Origin of the sequence: Streptomyces sp. NPDC088261 (assembly GCF_044740805.1) — a bacterium.
Taxonomy (GTDB): domain Bacteria; phylum Actinomycetota; class Actinomycetes; order Streptomycetales; family Streptomycetaceae; genus Streptomyces.
The window spans coordinates 408,425-423,112 of record NZ_JBIURL010000004.1 but is presented as its reverse complement, the minus strand read 5'-3'; the positions used below and the strand labels follow the sequence as shown (position 1 = coordinate 423,112).

Genomic DNA, 14,688 nt, shown 5'->3' with positions numbered 1-14,688 from the left:
GCCGTTACGGTCCGTCCGACCGGCAAGTCTCGCATCCGCGCAGGCCACCTTGACGAACGGAAGGCCCGTCAGCACGATGACGAGGGCTGCCGGGGCACCCCCCACCGCACTCCCGAGCCGCCCGAAGGAGTCGAATCCGTGACAACGGCGACCGCGACGGCGCGGTCCGGCAAGAGGAACGGTAAGAAGACCGGCAGGAAGAGCCCCGCGCCCGGAGCCGACCCCCGAGTCGACCACGGAGCCTGGTTCCTGGTCCTGCCCGCGCTGATCCCGATCCTGGTGCTGAGCGTGGGACCGCTCCTGTACGGGATCGCGCTCGCCTTCACCGACGCGCAGTCCGGCCGCACCGCACCCACCCAGTGGATCGGGACGCTGAACTTCCAGGACCTCCTGCACGACACGCTGTTCTGGGACTCGTTCCGGATCGGGCTGTTATGGGCGGTCGGCGTCACCGTGCCGCAGTTCGTGCTCGCCCTCGGGCTGGCCCTGCTGCTCAACCAGAACCTCCGCTTCCGCTGGCTGGCCCGCGCCCTCGCGATCATCCCCTGGGCCATGCCCGAGGTCGTCGTCGGCATCATGTGGCGGCTCGTCTACAACGCCGACGCGGGCATCCTCAACGAGACCCTCCGCGACACCGGCCTGGGCGACGGCCGGGACTGGCTGACCGGCCTGGCCACCGCCCTGCCCGCCGTGATCGTCGTCGGGATCTGGGCCGGGATGCCCCAGACCACGGTCGCGCTGATCGCCGGACTCCAGAACACTCCGCACGAACTGCACGAGGCCGCCGCGCTCGACGGCGCGGGCGCGTGGCGCCGGTTCCGTACCGTCACCTGGCCCGCCCTGCGCCCGGTGGCGCTGGCCATCACCGCGCTCAATTTTATTTGGAACTTCAATTCCTTCGCCCTGGTGTACGTGCTCACCAGCGGCGGACCCGGCGGTCGCACCCGGCTGCCGATGCTCTTCGCGTACGAGGAGGCGTTCCGCTACGGCCAGTTCGGCTACGCCGCCGCCATGGGCTGCGTCATGGTCGCTGTGATCTCGGTGATCCTCGCGTTCCACCTGGTCGGCCGGCTCCGGGAAGGGGAGAACGGATGAACGTCCGCACCCGTGGGCCCGCGCGCGCCGGGCAGTACGCCGCGCTCCTCTGCTATCTCGTCTTTCTCGCCTTCCCGTTCCTCTGGCTGATCTCCACCGCGTTCAAACCGGCCCGGGAGCTGGCGAGTCTCCACCCCACCTGGATCCCCGAGCACCCGACCCTCGACAACTTCCGCCAGGCCTTCGACGAACAGCCGCTCGTCCGGGCCGCAGGCAACAGCCTGGTCGCCGCGCTGTCCGCCGCCGTGATCGCCGTGGTGGTCGCGACCCCGATGGCGTACGTGATGGCCCGCACCCGCGGCAGGCTCGCGGCGGCGGCGACGGGCTGGGTGGTCGTCAGCCAGGCGTTCCCGTTCGTCCTGCTGATCATCCCGCTGTTCCTGGTCCTCAAGAACCTGCACCTGATCAACTCCGTGCCCGGCCTCGTCATGGTGTACGTCGTGTGGTCGCTGCCGTTCGCCCTCTGGATGCTGGTCGGGTACGTCAGGGCCGTACCGGCCGAGCTGGAGGAGGCCGCGTCGGTGGACGGCGCGGGCCGCCTCCGTACGCTCGTCTCGGTCACCGCGCCCCTGCTGCTCCCCGGCATCGTCGCCACGGCACTGTTCGCGTTCATCACCGCGTGGAACGAGTTCTTCTTCGCGCTCGTCCTGCTCAAGTCCCCGGAGAAACAGACCCTCCCGGTGGTCCTGACCCACTTCCTGGGCGCGGAAGGGGTGGCCGATCTCGGCCCGCTCGCCGCCGCCGCGTTCCTCGCGACCCTCCCCTCGCTCGTCATCTTCGCCGTCATCCAGCGGCGGATCACGGGCGGCATGCTCGCCGGGGCGGTGAAGAGCTGATGCCGACGCCGATGCCGACGCCGATGCGCAGAGCGGCGGTCGCCGTCATGGTCCTGATCCTGCTCCTCACCGGCTGTTCCGGCGGGGACGGCTCCCGCGACGGCCGGATCACCCTGCGCTTCCAGTCCCTGGCCTGGCAGGACGAGTCGGTCCAGGTCAACAAGGAGCTGGTGGCGGAGTGGAACGCCGCCCACCCGGACATCCGGGTCGAGTACGTGCAGGGCAGCTGGGACAGCGTCCACGACCAGCTCCTCACCTCCTTCGAGGGCGGGGAGGCGCCGGACATCATCCATGACGCCTCGGACGACCTCGCGGACTTCGCGTACGGCGGCTATCTCGCCGATCTGGGCGAGCTGCTGCCCGCGCGGCTGCGGGAGGACATCCCCGGGAGCAGCTGGGACACGACGACGTTCGGGGACGGGGTGTACGGCGTGCCGTTCCTCCAGGAGCCACGGGTCCTGATCGCCGACAAGAAGGTCCTCGACGCGTCCGGGGTGCGGGTGCCGACGCCGGAGAAGCCGTGGAGCTGGCCCGAGTTCCGGCGGATCGGCAAGGAGCTGACCGCGCGGATGGGCCCGGGGAAGTACGCCGTGGCGTGGCCGCTCAAGGACCCGGTGTCCGCGACGCTCAACCTGGGGCTGTCGACCGGGGGCCGGCTCTTCCACCGGGGCGCGGACGGGAAGGTGACGGTCCGTTTCACCGACGGCGACGCGGTGGTCCCCGAGACCGTCCGCGCCCAGGTGAACACCGACGGCAGCGCGTCGGGGGCGACGCTCGGGATGGGCGGGTCCGACACCCTGCCGGGGCTGTTCGGCGGTGTCTACGCGATGGTCCCGCTGGGGTTCTCGTACCGTCAGCAGATCATCCAGCAGGCGCCCGAGGGCTTCGAGTGGACGGTGCTGCCCGCCCCGGCGGGGGACAGCGGGGGCCTGGCCCAGGGGGTGAGCCCGCAGACGCTCTCGGTCGCCGAGGACAGCCCGTACAAGAAGGAGGCGGTGCGGTTCATCGACTTCCTGCTCCAGCCGCCGAACATGGTGCGGCTGGCGAAGGGCGACTGGATGCTGCCGACGGGGACCCGCGCGCTCGCGGACCCCTCGCTGCACACCGCGAAGGACGGCTGGGCGACGGGCGCGGCGCTGGCGCGCGGTCTGCGGTCCGCCCCGGCCCAGTCGGTGCGCGGGTATCCGGAGTGGAAGGACAAGGTGGCGACGCCGGCGCTCCAGGAGTACTACAGCGGGGCGATCGACCGGGAGGAGCTGGAGAAGCGGCTGGTGGAGGACGGGAATCTGGTGCTGGCGCGCTATCAGAGGTGAGACACCGCCAGAGGTGGGGCGAGTGCGCGGAATTGAGTTGTACGAGACGTCTCGTCTCGCCTAGGGTCCGGGCCATGACCGCACCCGTGACCGCACCCAGGCCCGCCCACATCGCCATGTTCTCCATCGCCGCCCACGGACACGTGAACCCGAGTCTGGAGGTGATCCGTGAGCTGGTCGCCCGGGGACACCGGGTCAGTTACGCGATCCCCGCCGTCTTCGCCGGCAAGGTCGCCGCGACCGGTGCCCGGCCGGTGATCTACACGTCCCTCCTGCCCCCGCCCGACGCGGACCCCGGGGCCTGGGGCACGGAACTGATCGACCACGTCGAACCGTTCCTGGACGACGCGATCCAGGCGCTGCCGCAGCTGGCCGAGGCGTTCGAGGACGACCGCCCCGACCTGGTCCTGAGCGACATCACGTCCTACCCCGCGCCGGTCCTCGCGCACCGCTGGGGCGTGCCGTACGTCCAGCTCTCGCCGAACATGGTGGCCTGGGACGGGTACGAGGAGGTCGCCGCGCCCATGACCGCCGAGCTGGAGTCGACGGAACGGGGGCGGGCGTACCTGGCCCGGTTCACGGCGTGGCTCGACGCGCACCACATGGACCACACCGACCGGGACCGGCTGGTCGCCCGGCCCGCCCGCTCCCTCGTCCTGATCCCCCGGGTGCTCCAGCCGTACGCGGAGAAGGTGGACGCGTCCGTCTTCACCTTCGTCGGCGCCTGCCAGGGGGACCGTACGGACCAGGGGGAGTGGCGGCGGCCCGAGGGGGCCGGGAAGGTGCTTCTGGTGTCGCTCGGCTCGGCGTTCACCAAGCAGCCGGCCTTCTACCGGGCGTGTGCGGAGGCGTTCGGGGGACTTCCGGAGTGGCACGTCGTCCTCCAGATCGGCGCGTTCGTGGACGAGGCCGAGCTGGGTGACGTACCGGCGAACGTCGAGGTGCACCGCTGGGTGCCGCAGCTGTCCGTGCTGCGGCAGGCCGACGCGTTCGTGACACACGCGGGCGCGGGGGGCAGCCAGGAGGGGCTGGCGACGGGCACGCCGATGGTCGCGGTCCCGCAGGCGGTGGACCAGTTCGGCAACGCCGACACGCTGGTCGCCCTGGGGGTGGCCCGGCGCCTCGACACGGCGGACGTGACGCCGGAGGCGCTGCGGGAGGCGGTCCTCGCCGTGGCCTCGGACCCGGAAGTGGCGCGCAGGCTGGGGGAGATCGCGGCGGAGATGGCGGCGGAGGGCGGCGCGCGCCGGGCCGCCGACCTGATCGAGGACATGCTGCCGCCGGGCGGGCCCGAGGGCGCGCCCGGCGGCGGGGAGGTGTGACGCGTGTACGGTCACGGCGGGGGCGGGGACGCGTCCCCGCCCCCGCCGTACGAACGGTCCGTCAGGTCCGGGCCGGGACCTGGGTGTCCGTGCCCCGCGGGCCCGTCCCCGTCTCCTCCCGTGCCGGGCCCTCCGGCGCCGCGACCTCGTCGTGCGTCAGGTCGGGGAGCCAGGACAGCCACCGGGGGAAGTACCAGTTCCGGTCGTCCAGCAGCGCCATCACCGCCGGCAGCAGCACCCCGCGGATGATCGTCGCGTCGATCAGGACCGCCGCCGCCAGGCCCACGCCCATCTGCTTCATGGACTGCATCGACAGCGTGCCGAAGATCGCGAAGACCGCCACCATGATGACCGCCGCGCTGGTCACCACCCCCGCCGTCGTCACCACGCCGTGCGTGATGGCGTCCCGGGTCGTACGGCCCTGCATGCGGGCTTCGCGGATCCGGGAGACCACGAAGACGTGGTAGTCCATCGAGAGCCCGAACAGGATCACGAAAAGGAACAGCGGCAGCCACGAGATGATCGCGCCCACCCCCTCGGCGCCCACCAGCGAGGCCCCCCAGCCGTGCTGGAAGACGATCGTCAGGATCCCGTACGCGGCCCCCACCGACAGCAGGTTGAGCACGATCGACGTCACCGCGATCGTCAGCGACCGGAAGCAGAGCAGCATCAGCAGGAACGCGAAGACCACCACGAAGGCGAACACCGGGGTGACCGCCCCCACGATCTGGTCGTTGAAGTCCTTCGAGCCCGCGACCTGACCGGTCACCGGCGCCGAGACGCCCGACACCTCGCCGAACGTGTCGGGGCGGACCGTGTCCCGCAGCAGCGCCAGGCTCTTCTCCGCCCGGTCCTGGTCGGACCCGCCGACCAGCGGCACGGTGATGATCGCGACGTTCTGCGCGTCGTGCGTCACGACCTCCACGGGCCCCCGCGACGCGCCGGAACTCACCGCCCGGGAGCGGAAGTCCGCGATGGCCCTGCGGACCGGCTCCGCGTTGATGTCGGTGGCCTCGACCACCACCTCCGCCGGCTCGGCGCCCCCGGGGAACGCCTCGTTGACCAGCTCGTACGTACGGACGATGGGCAGCCGGTCGCCGAACTCCTGGTCCAGCGTGAGGTTCTGGGTGTTCATGCCCACGGCGGGCAGCGCGATCGCCGCGAGCGCGCCGGCCGCGATCACCAGCGAGACCTTCGGCCTGCGCAGCACCCGGTCCAGGACCGCCCGCCAGAAGCGGCTCTCCCCGGAGCCGCCGGAGCCATCAGCGCCACGCGACCCACCCGCGTGACCGCCCCGCCGCTTCGCGCGGTTCAGGAACGGCACCCTGCCCCGCTCCACCCGGTGCCCGAGCAGCGACAGCAGCGCCGGAAGGACCGTCACGGACCCGACCATCGCGACCGCGACGACCATGAGCGAGGCCAGGCCCATCGCCTGGAACTCCGCGAGACCCGTGAAGAGCATCCCCGCCATCGCGACGCACACCGTCACCCCGGACACCACGATCGCGCGCCCGCTCGTCGCCGCCGCGATCCGCAGCGCCGTCTCCGGGTCGCGCCCCGCCTCCCGCTCCTCGCGCTCGCGCCGCAGGTAGAACAGGCAGTAGTCGACCCCGACCGCCAGCCCCACCAGCAGCATCACCGAGTCCGCGGTGTCGCTCATCGGCTGGTAGTGGCTGACGATCGCCATCAGCCCCGTCGTCGCCAGGATCGCCGTCAGCGCCAGCGCCACCGGCAGCAGCGCCGCGACGAGCGCGCCGAACGCGATCAGCAGGATGCCCAGCGCCACCGGCACCGCCGACAACTCCGCCTGCTTGAAGTCGTCCCCGAACGCGTCGTCGAAGGTCTTGCCCATGCTGGCCCCGCCGATCTCGGCGATCAGCAGGTGGTCCTCGTACTTCTCCTGGACCCCCGCGACCGCCTCGACGACCGGCTCGACCCGCTCGCTCGCCGTGTCCGGGTCCCCGCGGATGTCGAAGCGCACCAGGGCGCTGCGGCCGTCCTTGGATATCGTCCCGGAGTCGTACGGCGAGGTCACCTCGGCCACCCGGCCGGTACGGCCCACCGCGTCGACCACCGCGGCGACGGCCTCGCGGAACTCCGGCGCCTTCGAGGTCGTTGACCTGTCAGTGGCCCGGACGAGCACCGACTCGCCCACCGGCTCCTTGAGTCCCGCGTCCTCGATGATCCGCTGCGCCTGCCCGACCTCGCCCGAGAGCTGCTCGCTCTCCTTGACGTCCACCCGGCCCGCCGCCGAGCCCAGCCCCATGGCGATCACCACGAACAGCACCCAGATGCCCACCGCCGCCCAGCGGTGGCGTGCGCTCCAACTCCCGGCCCGGGCGGCGATGCCGCGCGGACCCTCCCCACTTCTCGCCATGACGGGCCAGCCCCCTCGTGCGGGAAGGCGGCACAGCGCCGCCGTCCTCTCGTTTCCACGCTAGGGGCGCGTTCCGGCCGTCTCCTCCTGCTCTCCGGTGAGCGGGGCGGGGGCGGTCTCCTCCCTGCGCACGGGCTTCACCCCTGACCCGCGTGATACGGGCCCCTTACACCGACCTCCGCAACACCCCGCGCGCCCCCTCCCGCACCTGGTGTCGGGCCCCGCCGGGCACGTTGCCCCGCCGGGCGCCCCGGCCGCCTCTATCGTGGCCTGATGACCACGACGTACGCGGCTCTCCTGCGCGGCATCAACGTGAGCGGCCACAAGCGCGTCCCCATGGCCGACCTGCGCACCCTGCTCTCGAGGCTCGGCCACGACCACGTGGTCACCCATCTCCAGAGCGGCAACGCCGTCTTCACCAGCGCCTCCGACGACGAGAACGCCGTCGCCCGCGAGCTGGAACAGGCCATCGAGGACCGCTTCGGATTCACCGTGGACTGCGTGGTGCGCGACGGCGGATACCTCCGTGCCGTCGCCGACGCCTGCCCCTTCCCCGCCGACACGCTGGAGGGCAAGCAGCTCCATGTCACCTTCTTCTCCGAGCGGGTGGACCCGGAACGCTTCTCGTCCGTGGACCGGTCCGCCTACCTCCCGGAGGAGTTCCGGCTCGGCGACCGGGCGCTCTACCTGTACGCCCCCCACGGGCTCGGCCGCTCCAAACTCGCCGAGGCCCTCGGCAGACCGGCCCTCTCCAAGGGCGTCACCGCCACCAGCCGCAACTGGAACACCGTCGTCAAACTGGTGGAGCTGACCCGTGACTGAGCTGACGTCCGCCGTCACCGGCGCCGTCGAGGCCGAACTGCGCTTCCTCGACCCGGCGGTGAATTCGTCCCCCGAACTGCTCGCGGAACTGCTCCACCCCGACTTCAGGGCCTTCGGCTCCTCGGGGCGGATCTGGGACCGGGACTCGTTCATCGACGTCCTGCGCACCCGCAGCCCGGTCCGCCCGGTCACCGCCTCCGCGATGCGCGGCACCCAACTCGCCCCCGACCTGGTGCACCTGACCTTCGACACCGACTCCAACGGCCGTCTCGCCCACCGCAGCTCCCTGTGGCGGCTGACCGACGGCACCTGGAAGCTCTACTTCCACCAGGGCACGGTCTTCGGCCACGAGACGGAGGACGACGCCCCCTGGGGCACGCCCCCACGCTGAGGGCGCACGCCCCCAGAGTGAGGGCGAGCAGGCGCACACGGGGACGGGGGCCTCGCCTATGCTCGACGCGCGGGGGACCTCTCGGGTCGGTGCGGTTCCGACCCGCGGCACCACCGAACGGAGTCAGGATGCGCCACATCGTCATCGGGTCGGGAGCGGTCGGTGGCAGCATCGGCGGACGGCTCGCCGAGACCGGGCAGGACGTGGTCCTCGTCGCCCGGGGCGCCCACTACGAGGCGCTGCGCACCCACGGCCTGCGGCTCACCACCCCCGACGGCACCCGCGTCCACCGGCTCCCGGTCGTCGACCGCCCCGAGGCGCTCGCTCTGCGCCCCGACGACGTGCTGCTGCTCTCCGTGAAGACCCAGGACAGCGCGGCGGCCCTGGACGCCTGGTCCGGCCGGCCGGTCGAGGGCGGCGGTACGGCGGGCGACCTGCTGCCCCTGGTCTGCGCGCAGAACGGCGTGGAGAACGAACGGCTCGCCCTGCGGCGCTTCCGGCACGTCTACGGGATGTGCGTCTGGCTGCCCTCGTCGCACGTCGACCCCGGCGAGGTCGTGGCGCCCTGCGCGCCGTACACCGGCATGCTGCACGTCGGCCGGTACCCCTCCGGAATCGACGCCACCGCCCGCCGGATCTCCGCGAGCCTGGAGAAGGGCGCGCTCCTCGCGCCGCTCGTCCCGGACGTGATGCGCTGGAAGTACACCAAGCTCCTCGCCAATCTCTCCAACTCCCTCGGGGCCGTCACCGGGCCGCTCGACACGGAGGAGGCGCGGCTGATCCAGCGGCGCGCGTACGACGAGGGGCGGGCGGTCCTCGCGGCCGCCGGGATCGACTCGGTGAGCCCGGAGAAGGCGGCAGAGGTACGGGGCGACCACCTCGGCCTCGATCCCCACCTGGCTTCCGGGCGCGACGGGAGTTCGTCCTGGCAGAGCCTCAGCCGGGGCACCGGCTCGATCGAGGCGGACCATCTCAACGGCGAGATCGTCCTGTTGGGGCGGCTGCACGCCGTCCCGACCCCGGTCAACGAGACCCTGGCACGCGTGGCCAACACCTTCGCCCGCGAACACCGCCGGCCGGGCTCGATGCCCGTCGCCGAACTGACCGCGCTCATCGAAGCGGCGTCGGGCGCGACCGCCGAGTAGCGGCGAAGTGGCCCCCCGGGACGGCGCCCGGCCTCAACGTGCCCGGCCGTGCAGGGCCGGTGCGGGGGACGGTATCGCGGGCTCCTCGTCGTAGCGCGCCAGCAGCAGCCTGGCCAGTTCCGGCGCCGGGCCCAGCACCTCCGCCAGGACGTCGGCTCCCGCCTCCGCCGCGCCCGCCGCGATGCGGTCCGGCAGACGGCCCGGGGCGATCACGTACGGGGCGACCGCGACGCGGCGTACGCCCTCCGCGCGCAGCGCGCGTACCGCGTCCTCGGTGCGGGGCGGGGACGCCGACGCGAACGCGGGCCGTACCGCGTACCAGCCCGCCCGGCGCTCCCACTCCGCGGCGATCCCGGCGATCACCGCCACCGCCTCCGGGTCGGAGGAGCCCGCCGAGGCCAGCACCACACCCGTCGACGGCCGGTCGGCGCGCGCCAGACCCGCCTCGTACAGGCGCCGCTCCAGCGCTTCCACGAGCAGCGGCGAAGGGCCGAGGACGCCGGCCTGGCGGATCCGCAGACCCGGCAGGCGCTCCGACGCCTCCCGCAGGACGGCCGGGATGTCGGCCTTCGCGTGGAACGCCCGGGTGAGCAGCAGCGGTTGGGCCACCACCTCCACCACGTGCGGCGCACCCTCCCGGGCCAACTGGCCCAACACCTCCGGTACGGAAGGCGTGTTGAAGTCCAGGAAGCCGGTCTCCACCCGCAGCCCGGGCCGCAGCGCCCGCACCCGCCGGGCGAGGGCGTGCACGGTCGCCGCGTGCCGGGGGTCCCGGCTGCCGTGCGCGACCACGAGCAGGACCGGGGACACGGGAGGAGGCATGAGCGGGGAGCGGTGGAGGGGGCGCACGGGAATCAGCTCTTCACGAGGAGACCGCGGTTGCGCAGGACCCACCGCTCCAGCGGACTGAAGATCAGCAGGTCGATCGCGATGCCGACGATCAGGATCAGGAGGATGGCGAGGAACACCATGGGCATGCTGCCGACCGTACGCCCGTTCTCCAGCAGCTGGCCCAGCCCCACGCCGAGATCGGGCGACGACGCGATGATCTCGGCGGCCATCAGGGAGCGCCAGGAGAACGCCCACCCCTGCTTCAGCCCCGCCAGGTACCCGGGCAGCGCGGCCGGCATGATGATGTGCCAGGTGTTCCTCAGCCCGGTCGCGCCCAGCGTGCGCCCGGCCCGCAGGAAGAGCGGCGGTACCTGGTCGACCCCGGACACCAGCCCGTTGGCGATCGAGGGGACCGCGCCCAGCAGGATCACCGCGTACATCATCGTGTCGTTGAGCCCGAGCCAGATCACGGCCGGCGGCACCCACGCCACCGACGGGAGCGACTGGAGCCCCGACAGGATCGGCCCGATCGCCGCCCGTACGAACTTCACCCGCGCCACCAGCAGGCCCAGCGGGGTGCCGATCAGCAGCGCCAGCAGGAAGCCCAGCAGGCCGCGCGAGACGCTGGTCCAGATGTAGCCGAGCAGGGTGCCCTGCGACCAGGCGTCGGACAGCTCGTCCCACACCGCGCCCGGCGAGGGCAGCTTGTACTCGTCGGTGACCTTCGCCCAGATGAGGATCTGCCACACGAAGAGCACGAGGAGGACGGCGACCGTGGGCGGCAGCACCTTCTGGACCAGGGTCTGGCGCAGGGGCGTCCGGCCCGTCGGTACGGAGTCCAGGGCGTCGAGCCCGGCCTCCAGACCGGCCAGGTCACCGTGACCGCCGCCGGACGCGGGCCGCGCGTCCGGGCCCTCGGACCGGAGGGAGCCGTCCGCCGCCGCGTTCCCCGGCGCCGGGTCCTTCTGCGGGGTCGTGTCAGTGCTGGCCATGTCGGCGGATCTCCCCACGCAGTTCTTCGGTGATCTCGACGGACAGCTCCGCCACCTCGGCGTCCTCGATCCGGCGCGGCTGCGGGATGTCCACCCGCCACTCGCGGGCGATCCGGCCGGGGCGCGAGGACAGCAGGACGACACGCTCGGCGAGCCGTACCGCCTCCCGGACGTTGTGGGTGACGAACAGCACCGACAGGCTCGTCTCGCGCCAGATCCGCGTCAGCTCGTCGTGCAGCACGTCACGGGTGATGGCGTCGAGCGCCGCGAACGGCTCGTCCATCAACAGCAGTTGGCTGTCCTGGGCGAGCGCGCGCGCCAGCGCGACCCGCTGCCGCATCCCGCCGGACAGCTCGTGCACCCGCTTCCCGTACGCCCCTTCGAGCCGTACGAGCCCGAGCAGCCGCTCCGCCTCGCCCCGGCGGTCCTGCTTGGGCACCCCGCGCAGCCGCAGGGCCAGTTCGATGTTCTTGCCCGCGGTCAGCCACGGGAACAGCGCGTGCTCCTGGAACATCAGGGCCGGGCGCCCGCCCGGGGTCTCGATGGACCCGGCGGTCGGGCGGTCGAGCCCGGCCACCAGGTTGAGCAGGGTGGACTTGCCGCAGCCCGAGGCTCCCAGGAGGGTGACGAACTCACCCGGAGCGACATCGAGCGTGATGTCGTCCAGCACGAGCTGCCGCCCCGCCGGGGTCGCGAAGGTCTTGGAGACGTGCGCGATGCGCGCGGCGTGGTCCACCGACGTGGTGCCGTCGGCGGCCTTGGTGAGCGTCGATGCCATGGTCGTCACCTCCTGGGAATCCTGCGAATCCTGCGAACAGACGCGAACAGATCGGTCGTGGCGGCTGGTTACTTGACGCCGAGACCGGCGTCGGCGACCTCGGGCTCACCGGCGGCCTTGAGCACCTTGTTCAGCGGCCCCAGGTCGTAGATGCCGGCCAGGTCGGGCTTCTCCAGCAGACCGGCCTTCACCGCGTGGTCGGCCTCGGACTGGAGCGTGGAGGCCAGCGGGTCGTTGGTGACCTTGATGGACTCCCACGCCGGGTCCAGGACCTCGGGCGGCAGCGCCTTGCCCGACAGGGTCTTGAGCGCCTCGTTGGCCGACGCCTTCGCCTGGTCCTCGTTGGCGTTGATCCAGGCGTTCGTCTTCACCGAGCCGCGCAGCACGGCCTCGACGACGTCCGGGTGCGCGGAGAGGAACTTCTGCGACACGATGATGTTCGTGATCACGAACTGCTTGTCCGGCCACAGGTCCGACTCGTTGAGCAGCACCTTCGCGCCCTCGGCCACCAGCTTGGACGCGGTCGGCTCCGGCACCCAGGCGCCGTCGATCGAGCCGGCCTTGTAGGCGTCGGGGGTGATCTTGTTGTCCGTACGGACGACGGAGACGTCACCCTTGCCGGACTGGGCGTCGACCTTCCAGCCCTTCTCCGAGATCCAGTTGAGGAACGCCACGTCCTGCGTGTTGCCCAGCTGCGGGGTGGCTATCTTCTTGCCCTTGAGGTCGTCCAGGGTCTTGATCTTCTTCGGGTTGACCACCAGCTTCACGCCGCCGGAGGCGGAACCGCCGATGATCCGCAGGCTCTTGCCCTTGGTCTGGACGTAGCCGTTGATCGCGGGGGAGGGGCCGATGAAGCCGATGTCGATGCTGCCCGCGTTGAGCGCCTCGATCTCGGAGGGCCCGGCGTTGAAGGTGGCGGCGGCGACCTTCGTGCCGCCCAGCTCCTTCTGGAACAGACCGTCCTGGATACCCACCAGGGCCGTGGCGTGCGTGAGGTTCGGGAAGTAGCCGATCTTCACGGTGTCGGCCGACAGCTTCTTCGCTCCGGCGGCGACCGCCGGCTTCTTGTCGTCGTCCTTCTTCGCGTCGGAGCCGTACCCGCAGGAGGTGACGACGACGGCGAGAAGGGGCACTGCGGCGAGCGTGGTGATACGGCGGCGCGACAGGATGCGCGTGGCAGGCACGGGAGGGGTTCCTCTCGTCGGCCCGGTGCGCACGCCCTACGGGAACGCGGGCGTGACCGGGAGATCGGCAGGTCTTCGACGGTGCGGGTGGGGCGGGTGGTGCGGGAGGTGGGGGGTGCGGGCGCGCAGGCAGTGCGCGTACGTCATCACGCACATCGCGCCACCCCGCCCGTTCCCGCGCCGAGGAGGCCGCTGCCGACGCGGCCGCCCTCCTTCGCGAAGGTCGCGTACATGTCGATGGCCATCAGAAGTCCCAGCCCTCTTCGTGCGCGGGTACGGCCGGCGCGCCCGCGCCCTCGGCGAAGGCGTCGCCCGCCATGCCGGCGCTCAGCGTCGTACCGTCGGCGGGGTCGATCAGCAGAAACGATCCGGTCCTGCGGGACTCGGCGTACGGGTCGAGCGCGAGCGGTTCGGCCGTACGGATCCTCACGCGTCCGATGTCGTTGGCGACGAGCTGCCCGGGGGCCGGGTGCTGGGACAGGTCGTCCAGGGTGAGCCGGGACGGGATGTCCTTCACGATCGCCTTGACCGTACGGGTCGTGTGCTTGAGCAGCACCCGCTGACCGACGGTCAGCGGCCGGTCCGCGACATGGCAGACGGTCGCCTCCACGTCCTGCGTCGAGGCGGGCAGCTGCGCGCTGGGGGCGATCAGGTCGCCGCGCGAGACGTCGATGTCGTCCGCGAGGCGCAGCGTCACGGACTGCGGGGCCCAGGCGATGTCCACGCTCTCGCCGAGCGCGTCGATGCCCTCGATCGTGCTCGTACGGCCGGACGGCAGGACCGTCACGGCGTCGCCGACCCGCAGCACACCGGACGAGATCTGCCCGGCGTAGCCGCGGTAGTCCGGGTGGCTCGCCGACTGCGGGCGGATCACGTACTGCACGGGGAAACGCGCCGGGCAGTGCGCCAGGTCGTGGCTGGACGGCACCGTCTCCAGGTGCTCCAGCACCGTCGGGCCGCCGTACCAGTCCATGTGCGCGGACGGCTCCACGACGTTGTCCCCGGCGAGGGCCGAGATCGGGATCGCGGTGATCTCCGGGACGCCGAGGGAGGCCGCGTACGACGTGAACTCCTCGGCTATGGCCGCGAATACGGGCTCCGCGTACGCGACGAGGTCCATCTTGTTGACGGCCAGCACCACGTGCGGGACCCGCAGCAGGGCGGCGACGGCGGCATGGCGGCGGGTCTGCTCGACCACGCCGTTGCGCGCGTCGACCAGGACGACCGCCAGCTCGGCGGTGGAGGCGCCGGTGACCATGTTCCGGGTGTACTGCACGTGCCCGGGGGTGTCGGCGAGGATGAACCGCCGCCGGGGCGTGGCGAAGTAGCGGTAGGCGACGTCGATGGTGATGCCCTGCTCGCGCTCGGCGCGCAGCCCGTCGGTGAGCAGCGCCAGGTCGGGGGTGTCCTGGCCCCGGCTCAGCGAGACCCGCTCCACGGCCTCCAGCTGGTCGGTGAGCACCGACTTCGAGTCGTGCAGCAGCCGCCCCACCAGGGTGGACTTGCCGTCGTCGACGGAACCGGCGGTCGCGAAGCGCAGCAGGGTGGTGGTGGCCAGCCGCTCGGCGAACTCGGCGTACGGCTCGGTGGCGCTCGTCATGG

12 protein-coding genes and 1 pseudogene are annotated in these 14,688 nt (G+C 72.0%); 7 read left to right on the top strand and 6 right to left on the bottom strand.

Going from position 1 to position 14,688, the window contains the following annotated elements:
* Nucleotides 1-138: 138 nt before the first annotated feature.
* The 4 genes and pseudogenes from ACIODU_RS11555 to mgt all read left to right on the top strand — a co-directional run bounded on the left by ACIODU_RS11555 (nt 139) and on the right by mgt (nt 4,566).
* The gene (locus ACIODU_RS11555) at nt 139-1,095 is read left to right on the top strand and encodes a carbohydrate ABC transporter permease (protein ID WP_401766615.1); all 957 of its coding nucleotides are present in this window, start codon (nt 139-141) and stop codon (nt 1,093-1,095) included.
* Nucleotides 1,092-1,931, top strand: coding sequence for a carbohydrate ABC transporter permease (locus ACIODU_RS11550; protein WP_401766612.1), 840 nt, complete (start codon nt 1,092-1,094; stop codon nt 1,929-1,931). Before ACIODU_RS11555 ends, ACIODU_RS11550 begins: the two co-directional genes overlap by 4 nt.
* Nucleotides 1,932-1,942: 11 nt before the next feature.
* A complete protein-coding gene (locus tag ACIODU_RS11545; protein ID WP_401766772.1) occupies nt 1,943-3,244 on the top strand; it encodes an ABC transporter substrate-binding protein in 1,302 nt (433 codons plus the stop codon).
* 22 nt (nt 3,245-3,266) lie between these two features.
* A pseudogene (gene mgt / locus ACIODU_RS11540) lies at nt 3,267-4,566 on the top strand (macrolide-inactivating glycosyltransferase).
* A gap of 61 nt (nt 4,567-4,627) precedes the next feature.
* On the opposite strand, the gene ACIODU_RS11535 reads toward mgt, so the two are convergent.
* Nucleotides 4,628-6,943, bottom strand: coding sequence for an MMPL family transporter (locus ACIODU_RS11535; protein ID WP_401766609.1), 2,316 nt, complete (start codon nt 6,941-6,943; stop codon nt 4,628-4,630).
* 273 nt (nt 6,944-7,216) lie between these two features.
* On the opposite strand from ACIODU_RS11535, the gene ACIODU_RS11530 reads away from it, so the two are divergent.
* From ACIODU_RS11530 to ACIODU_RS11520, 3 genes are all read left to right on the top strand, one after another.
* Nucleotides 7,217-7,765 carry a DUF1697 domain-containing protein gene (locus ACIODU_RS11530; RefSeq protein ID WP_401766607.1) on the top strand — a complete coding sequence of 183 codons (549 nt, stop codon included), beginning with the start codon at nt 7,217-7,219 and terminating at the stop codon, nt 7,763-7,765.
* A complete protein-coding gene (locus ACIODU_RS11525) occupies nt 7,758-8,156 on the top strand; it encodes a DUF4440 domain-containing protein (RefSeq protein ID WP_401766604.1) in 399 nt (132 codons plus the stop codon). Before ACIODU_RS11530 ends, ACIODU_RS11525 begins: the two co-directional genes overlap by 8 nt.
* 128 nt (nt 8,157-8,284) lie before the next feature.
* Nucleotides 8,285-9,301, top strand: a complete 1,017-nt coding sequence (locus ACIODU_RS11520) for a ketopantoate reductase family protein (RefSeq protein WP_401766601.1) — start codon at nt 8,285-8,287, stop codon at nt 9,299-9,301.
* 33 nt (nt 9,302-9,334) lie between these two features.
* Here the strand turns inward: ACIODU_RS11520 and ACIODU_RS11515 are convergent, their stop codons facing one another.
* The 5 genes from ACIODU_RS11515 to ACIODU_RS11495 all read right to left on the bottom strand — a co-directional run bounded on the left by ACIODU_RS11515 (nt 9,335) and on the right by ACIODU_RS11495 (nt 14,686).
* Nucleotides 9,335-10,123, bottom strand: a complete 789-nt coding sequence (locus ACIODU_RS11515; RefSeq protein WP_401766598.1) for a sirohydrochlorin chelatase — start codon at nt 10,121-10,123, stop codon at nt 9,335-9,337.
* Between the two features lie 32 nt (nt 10,124-10,155).
* A complete protein-coding gene (locus tag ACIODU_RS11510; RefSeq protein ID WP_401766596.1) occupies nt 10,156-11,124 on the bottom strand; it encodes an ABC transporter permease in 969 nt (322 codons plus the stop codon).
* Entirely contained in the window at nt 11,111-11,902 is a 792-nt protein-coding gene (locus ACIODU_RS11505; protein ID WP_401766593.1) for an ABC transporter ATP-binding protein, read from the bottom strand. Before ACIODU_RS11505 ends, ACIODU_RS11510 begins: the two co-directional genes overlap by 14 nt.
* Before the next feature lie 68 nt (nt 11,903-11,970).
* Nucleotides 11,971-13,086: an aliphatic sulfonate ABC transporter substrate-binding protein gene (locus tag ACIODU_RS11500; RefSeq protein ID WP_401766590.1), complete on the bottom strand. Its 1,116-nt coding sequence runs from the start codon at nt 13,084-13,086 to the stop codon at nt 11,971-11,973.
* 244 nt (nt 13,087-13,330) lie between these two features.
* A complete protein-coding gene (locus tag ACIODU_RS11495; RefSeq protein ID WP_401766587.1) occupies nt 13,331-14,686 on the bottom strand; it encodes a sulfate adenylyltransferase subunit 1 in 1,356 nt (451 codons plus the stop codon).
* Between the last annotated feature and the right edge of the window lie 2 nt (nt 14,687-14,688).

Bases quoted from the DNA above. Each gene is read 5' to 3' on its own strand.
- ACIODU_RS11495 (WP_401766587.1), bottom strand. From the start codon at position 14,686: ATGACGAGCGCCACCGAGCCGTACGCCGAGTTCGCCGAGCGGCTGGCC.
- ACIODU_RS11510 (WP_401766596.1), bottom strand. From the start codon at position 11,124: ATGGCCAGCACTGACACGACCCCGCAGAAGGACCCGGCGCCGGGGAAC.
- ACIODU_RS11520 (WP_401766601.1), top strand. From the start codon at position 8,285: ATGCGCCACATCGTCATCGGGTCGGGAGCGGTCGGTGGCAGCATCGGC.
- ACIODU_RS11505 (WP_401766593.1), bottom strand. From the start codon at position 11,902: ATGGCATCGACGCTCACCAAGGCCGCCGACGGCACCACGTCGGTGGAC.
- ACIODU_RS11530 (WP_401766607.1), top strand. From the start codon at position 7,217: ATGACCACGACGTACGCGGCTCTCCTGCGCGGCATCAACGTGAGCGGC.
- ACIODU_RS11545 (WP_401766772.1), top strand. From the start codon at position 1,943: ATGCCGACGCCGATGCGCAGAGCGGCGGTCGCCGTCATGGTCCTGATC.
- ACIODU_RS11515 (WP_401766598.1), bottom strand. From the start codon at position 10,123: ATGCCTCCTCCCGTGTCCCCGGTCCTGCTCGTGGTCGCGCACGGCAGC.
- ACIODU_RS11550 (WP_401766612.1), top strand. From the start codon at position 1,092: ATGAACGTCCGCACCCGTGGGCCCGCGCGCGCCGGGCAGTACGCCGCG.
- ACIODU_RS11535 (WP_401766609.1), bottom strand. From the start codon at position 6,943: ATGGCGAGAAGTGGGGAGGGTCCGCGCGGCATCGCCGCCCGGGCCGGG.